The following is a 5,620-nucleotide window of genomic DNA, read 5'->3' as shown; positions in this document are numbered from 1 at the left end:
CGGCGTCACGCCGCATTTAGTGCTCGTTTCAGCCTTATCTCTATCTGCTCGTTTCATGGGCAGGACCAACCGACCTAACTATGCAGGAATACCGTGTAATACCACGATGGGCTAGTCGTTTTCCGGTTCCGCCTATCCGGCCGATTGTGACCCCACTCTCAATGTTGCTTAATCTCGGTTCGGAAGCGGTTGCTTCGGGTTCCATTTCCGCGTAACGTGCCGTCTTGCGGGGCCGGGACGGAACAGTAGAACATGGCGAGGCGGTCCCCGGTAGGAACAACAAAACATAACAAAACCTCCAATATTCGCCGCAGTTGCGGCGGTATTGGAGGTTGGTTTTTCAGTCTGGACTTCATGCAGCTGCAGCGTCCGGCGCGCGACGCCGCACTCATGACGGCAAAGACGGTCCGACAGCCTTGCCGCGCGATTTCCTGCGGCCCGTCCGCTTCCTGCGTGCACATACCGGTGGTGGCTCTGCGGCAGATGCCGGCTTCCGATTGTCTGCCGTCACTTCACCCGCGCCGAATCGGCTCCCATAATCTCGCCGATTTCGCGGATCAGGTCCGGAGACGGCTTCACGTTATACGATTCGCTAAGCGCTAGCACCCGCTGCTCCCGCTCGTAGAACAGCACGACCGGCATCGCTCCGGCATGCTGCTGCAGCAGCGCCTGCAGGCGGCCGAGCCGCTGCGTCTGCTCGCGGTCGGCCGCGATCTTGACGAACAGCCGCTGCGCCCGCCCGGCTGCTGCGCCGCGCGCGGGCTCCGGCCGCGTCTCGCGCGCCTGCGGCACGCGCGGCTGCGGCTCCGCCGCGGCAGGCCGCTCCGTCGGCACGCGCCCGCCCGGAGGGCGGGCTGCCGTCACTTGCGGCCGAGCCGGCGCAGCCGCAGCCGCGCGCTCGCCGGACGCGCGTGCTCCCGCGTCCGCAGCCGCCGTCGCGTTCGCAGCCGTCGGCGCGTTCGCGCCCGGGGCACGCGCCCCGACGGCGCGGCTGCCGCCCGCGCGCGGCGCGCTCCCGCGCCCGGCCGGCGCGCGGCGCATCGCCCGCGCTTGCTCGGCCGCGTCGGGCGCGTCCAGCGGCAGCACGCGGTCCGCGATCAGCTTGACGTCCTCGTCCTGGTGCTGGAGGCGCGCCTTGACCAGCAGCGCGCTGCCCTTCTGCACGAACGGGGACGCCTGCTTCCATACTTCGGGAAACAACACGACCTCGACCTTCGCGATGCGGTTCTCCAGCTCGATGAAGCCCATCGGCAGCCCTTTCTTGGTCAGGATCGGCTTGCCCGACAGCACCATCCCCGGGACGAGCACATCCGCGTTGTCCGGGTAGTCCGGCAGCTCGTGAAGCAGGTCGGCTTCGATCTCCGCCATCAGCTCCTCGTGGGCGTCCAGCGGATGGCCGGACAAATAAAGGCCCAGCAGCTCGCGCTCGAATTCCAGCTGCTGCATCGGCGTATATGGCCGCACCTCCGGAATGTCGATCGTCCAGTTTGTCTCCTCCGTAAAGCCGAACAAGTGAAGCTGCAAATCTTCCCGCTCCTTCTTCCACTTCTGCGCCGCTTCCACCGTTTCGTCGAGGATCGCGATGCCTTGCGCGCGGTGGCCGGGCAGCGAGTCCATCGCCCCGCCCTGAATGAGCGATTCGATCACCCGTTTGTTGCATACGCGCATATCGACCCTGCGGCAGAAGTCGAGCAGGTTCGCGTAAGGCCGCTCCCCGCGCTCGCCGATAATCGATTCCATCGCGTGCGTGCCGACGTTTTTGATCGCCGCGAGACCGAACCGGATCGCCCCGTTCGCCGGCGTAAACTGAATGCGGCTGACGTTCACGTCCGGCGGCAGCACCTCGATGCCCATTTTGCGGCATTCGTCGACGTATTCGGCCACCTTGCGGTGGTTGCCCATGACCGATGCGAGCATCGACGCCATGAACGCCACCGGATAATGCGCCTTCAAATAGGCGGTCTGGAACGCCAGTACGGCGTACGCGGTAGCATGGGCCCGCGGAAAGCCGTAGTCGGCGAACCGGACGATCATGTCGTACACTTTGTCCGCATCGGCCTGCGCATATCCCTGCTTCAAGCTGCCCCCGACGAAATGCGCCCGCTCCTCGTCCAGCACCTCGCGCTTCTTCTTGCTGACCGCGCGCCGCAGCAGGTCTGCTTCGCCGAGACGGAAGCCCGCCATCTTCGAGGCGATCTGCATAATTTGCTCCTGATAGACGATAATGCCGTACGTATCGGCCAAAATCGGTTCAAGCGCCGGATGGGGGTACTCGACTTGAATAATCCCGTGCTTCGCCTGGATAAATTTCGGGATAAACTCCATCGGCCCCGGCCGGTACAGCGCCACGACGGAAATGATATCCTCGAACGACGACGGCTTCAATTCCTTCAGCACGCGCCGCATGCCCGGCGATTCGAGCTGGAATACGCCGGTCGTATCGCCCCGGCCGAGCAGCTCGTACGTAAGCGGGTCTTCGTAAGATACGTTGTGAAAATCGACGGATACGCCTTGCTGCTCGCGAATCCACTTCAACGTCCGCTCGATAATGGACAAATAGCGCAAGCCGAGAAAATCCATCTTCAGCAGCCCGATCGCTTCCAGATGCTCCATCGAATACTGCGTCAAGGCGACGCTGCCCGCGCCTTCCTGCAGCGGCACGTAATGGGTGAGCGGCTCCCGCGAGATGACGACGCCGGCGGCGTGGGTCGAAGCGTGACGCGGCAGCCCTTCCACCTTCATCGCCATCTCGACGAGTCGGGCGGTCCCTTCGTGCTTCGCGCACAGCTCCTTCAGCTCCGGATTCAGCCGCAGCGCTTCCTCGATCGTAATGCCGAGCTGGTTCGGGATCATTTTGGCCGCGCGGTCCACTTCGTGGTACGGCAAATTCATGACGCGCCCGACGTCCCGGACGGCCGCCTTCGCCGCCATCGTGCCGAACGTAATAATTTGCGCGACATGCTCCGTGCCGTATTTGTCCACGACGTAATCGATGACCTCGTCCCGCCGTTCATCGCTGAAATCGATATCGATATCCGGCATCGACACCCGTTCCGGATTCAGGAATCGCTCGAACAAGAGTCCGTACTCGATCGGATCGACGTCCGTAATCCGCAGCACATAAGCGACGAGGCTTCCCGCCGACGAGCCCCGCCCCGGACCGGTGACGATTTCTTTCTCGTGGGCGAACCGGATAAAATCCCAGACGATCAGGAAATAGTCCGAGTACCCCATATTGCCGATGACGTCCAGCTCGTAACGGAGCCGATCCCCGAGCTTCTCCCGATATTCCGGATCGCTCCATTCCGGCTTGCCCGCATAACGCCGCTCCAGCCCTTCCTCGCAAAGCTGCCGCAAATAGCTTCCGGTCGTAACCCCTTCCGGTATCGGACGGTACTCCGGCAGGATCGATCGGCCGAATTCAAGCTCGAGCGAGCATTTCTCGGCGACGAGAACCGTATTGTCCAACGCTTCCGGCGCATGGGCGAACAACCGCGCCATCTCCTGCGGGCTCTTCAAATACATTTGCTCCGTATGGAATTTCAGCCGGTCCGGATCGTCCACCGTCTTGCCCGTTCCGATGCAGATCAGCACGTCCTGCATGACGTGGTCCTCGGCCTGCACGTAATGCACGTCGTTCGTGGCGACGAGCGGAATGCCGGTTTCGCGGGCGAGCGCGATCATCTCCTGCATCACTTTTTTCTGCTCCAACATGCCGTGATCCTGGATCTCGAGGTAAAAGTCGTCCCCGAATATGCCGCGGAACCGAAGCGCCGCCGCCTTCGCCTCCTCGCGCCGGTCATGCAGCAAATGCTGCGATATTTCGCTGCCGAGGCAGGAGCTCAAACAGATGAGCCCTTCCGCATGGAGCGCCAGCTGCTCCAGATCGGTCCGCGGCTTATAATGAAAGCCGTGCAGATGGGCGTCCGAGCACAGCCGCATCAGATTGCGATAGCCCGCCGCGTTTTTGGCGAGCAAAATCAAATGATGGGTCGGCTGCTCCTGGCGTGTCGCCTTTGTCCGCATCGACCCTGTCGTGACGTACATTTCGCAGCCGATAATCGGCTTGATGCCGTTCGCCTTGCACGCCTTGTAGAACGGGACCGCCCCGTACATGACGCCATGGTCGGTGAGCGCCAGCGCGGACATGCCGAGCCGGGCGGCTTGCCCGGCCAATTTCTCGATGCGGGAAGCCCCGTCTAGCAAACTGTATTCGCTGTGTACGTGCAAATGCACAAACCCGTTCATAGCATGTCCCTCCCGCCCGTTCGCCTTTTGTTCGCTTTTCTTATATTGTAGCATATTCGCCGGGGGGATTCCCATACAATAGTGATAGAAACGCAAGGCCAAGCTTCCGGGCCGGACAAGGATACGCGGACCGGCAGGCGAAGCAGCCGCATAAGGGGTTGTGCCAATGATGAAGGAATTTATGACCAATCTGGCGATCGATTTCTTCGTCGCCTTCGGCATCGTGCTCGGCGCCTGCCTGTTGGCCGGGGTCGGTTCGGTGATGACGCTGCAGGCGCCCGCCTACAAAATGCTCGATATAGCCGGACGCATCAAAATTTGGGCGATGGTGGCGGCCGTCGGCGGGACGATCGACCCGATCCGGGTCATCGAGACGAACTTTCTGGAAGGACACCTGTCCCCCGCCTTCAAGCAGATCATGTACTTCGTAAGCGCTTTTGCCGGCGCGCATATCGGCACGGTGCTGGTGAAATGGATTTGCCAGGGGAGCGTCCAGTCTTGAGAGTCCCGTCACCGGAGCCGTTTAAGCGATGGCTGTCGGGAATCGGGTTGTTTCTGTCCGGAATGGTGATCGGCAGCGCCGTCTACATGAGCGTGCACCAAACGAACTTCAGCCTGCTCGTAGAACGCAACACCGTGCTGCAGGACGAGAACGACAACTTGAAGAAAGAAATCCAGAACTTGAACAAGTTCAAGAACAGCCAGTCCGTCATCAAAAAAATAACGGTCCGCTACGAAAGCAGCCCTTCCTCCCCGCTCGACCCGGTCATCGAGCAGGAGCTGAAGCAGCAGGTGATGAAAAAGCTGGAGCCCGTCTACGAGGGGCAGAGCATGTCGCTATTCGTCTCCGGCTCCGAAAATGGGCGGCAAGCGGAAATCCGCAAGCTGCAGGAAATCGTCTCGGACCAGTATACCGTCAAGGAGCACGTGTTCAAGGTGGAAGCGACCGGTGTCGCCGTCATCCAGACCGAGCTGATCGTGTACATCAAGTCCAAGCCTTCCTCGGCGGCCGACTCGTTCCTGTTCCGTTGATTTTTGCCGATAAAACGGATACAGTTAGGAATGACAAAGCCTCCGGTGCTCGGAATCGACTTCGAAAGGATGCTTCACTTTCGGGGGGATTATCTTGGGGCTCCCCCGAAAGTATTCGGAATCGACTTCGAAGGCTTGCTTCACTTTCGAGGGTGTTATCTCGGGGGCTCCCCCGAAAGTATTCGGAATCGACTTCGAAGGTTTGCTTCACTTTCGGGGGTATTATCTCGGGGCTCCCCAGAAAGTATTCGGAATCGACTTCGAAAGGATGCTTCACTTTCGGGGGTGTTATCTTCTTGGGGGCTCCCCCGAAAGTATTCGGAATCGACTTCGAAGGCTT

General features: G+C 60.9%; 3 protein-coding genes. 2 read left to right on the top strand and 1 reads right to left on the bottom strand.

What is annotated here, in order from left to right; all coding sequences use genetic code 11:
• Positions 1 to 507 precede the first annotated feature (507 nt).
• A complete protein-coding gene (locus tag FE784_RS40325; RefSeq protein WP_139607943.1) occupies positions 508 to 4,248 on the bottom strand; it encodes a DNA polymerase III subunit alpha in 3,741 nt (1,246 codons plus the stop codon).
• Positions 4,249 to 4,417: 169 nt separating this feature from the next.
• Here FE784_RS40325 and FE784_RS40320 point away from each other — a divergent pair, with 169 nt between their 5' ends.
• Together FE784_RS40320 and FE784_RS40315 are read left to right on the top strand one after the other, a co-directional pair.
• On the top strand, positions 4,418 to 4,750 hold the full coding sequence (locus FE784_RS40320) for a YtrH family sporulation protein (protein ID WP_139607944.1): 333 nt from the start codon (positions 4,418 to 4,420) through the stop codon (positions 4,748 to 4,750).
• Positions 4,747 to 5,280, top strand: coding sequence for a hypothetical protein (locus FE784_RS40315; protein ID WP_139607942.1), 534 nt, complete (start codon positions 4,747 to 4,749; stop codon positions 5,278 to 5,280). The genes FE784_RS40320 and FE784_RS40315 overlap by 4 nt, the downstream gene beginning before the upstream one ends.
• The last annotated feature ends 340 nt before the right edge of the window (positions 5,281 to 5,620 follow it).

This window comes from Paenibacillus hemerocallicola, from assembly GCF_006265175.1.
In the GTDB taxonomy this organism is placed as follows: Bacteria; Bacillota; Bacilli; order Paenibacillales; family NBRC-103111; genus Paenibacillus_AB; species Paenibacillus_AB hemerocallicola.
This window is presented reverse-complemented; position numbering and strand designations above follow the sequence as displayed.